We start from the raw sequence: 1,027 nt of genomic DNA, 5'->3' as shown, positions 1-1,027 counted from the left end.
GCCTTATGTGGCAAGCCCTTTATGGAAAATGCCGTTGATATTGATGTAGAGGCAACGGGGCTTAAGTTATGGGGCTGGGTAGCTAAACCAACCTTCTCAAGAAGTCAGGCTGACTTGCAGTACTTTTACGTTAATGGTCGTGTTATCAGGGATCGTTTGGTGAGTCATGCTGTAAAGCAGGCTTATCGTGATGTCTTATATCATGGGCGTCACCCTGCCTTTGTTTTGTATCTAGAGCTTGATCCTGCGCTGGTTGATGTCAATGTTCATCCGACCAAGCATGAGGTTCGTTTTAGGGATGGGCGCTTAGTTCACGATTTTATATTCAGAAGTCTTCATAAGGCGCTTGCGGATATTCGACCAGAAGAATTGGCCGCTCCTGAAGATGGTTCGGCACCGAATCGCGACTTGTCAAATATTCAGGCAAGTACTTCGCTTCAAGCTCAGGCTAGTGCTTTTACGCCGAGTTATGGTTCTCAGTCAGCAATGTCTTTGGGAGTCCAGGGAGTTAGTAGTGCGGTGACTGGCGCTGGCCAAGGTGTGGGAAGTGCTTCGCCATCAATGTTGCAAACATCTGGCCAGGGTGTTTCGGAGGTTCTATCTCAATATAAAGCCCTTCACCCTGATCAGAACCTTGGTCAGCAGCAAGAAGCTGTTGATGGGCGTGAACACCCATTAGGTTTTGCTATTGCTCAGCTTCATGGGATTTATATTCTCGCTCAGAATAGTAGTGGTTTGATTGTTGTAGATATGCACGCAGCTCATGAGCGGATTACTTATGAGCGAATGAAAAATGATTTTTATAGTGATGGAATCAAGGCTCAGCCCCTGCTTGTGCCGATGAATATCTCTCTAAGTCAACGAGAGGCTTCTGTTGCTGAAGAATGTGCCGGGGACTTACAGAAATTTGGTTTGGGCCTAGAACGGTCTGGTCCGGAAAGTATCGTTATTCGTCAGGTGCCAGTGATACTTCAGCAGGTGAATGTTGATCAGCTAGTAAGAGACTTGTTGAGTGATATGATTACGC

General features: G+C 46.5%; 1 protein-coding gene. It reads left to right on the top strand.

Features of this window, described 5'->3' with window-relative positions; all coding sequences use genetic code 11:
• Positions 1-21: 21 nt before the first annotated feature.
• Positions 22-1,027: DNA mismatch repair endonuclease MutL (gene mutL / locus A3763_RS18980; RefSeq protein ID WP_231872247.1), on the top strand; the 1,006-nt coding region annotated here is incomplete at its 3' end.

This window comes from Oleiphilus sp. HI0128, assembly GCF_001635365.1.
This window is presented reverse-complemented; position numbering and strand designations above follow the sequence as displayed.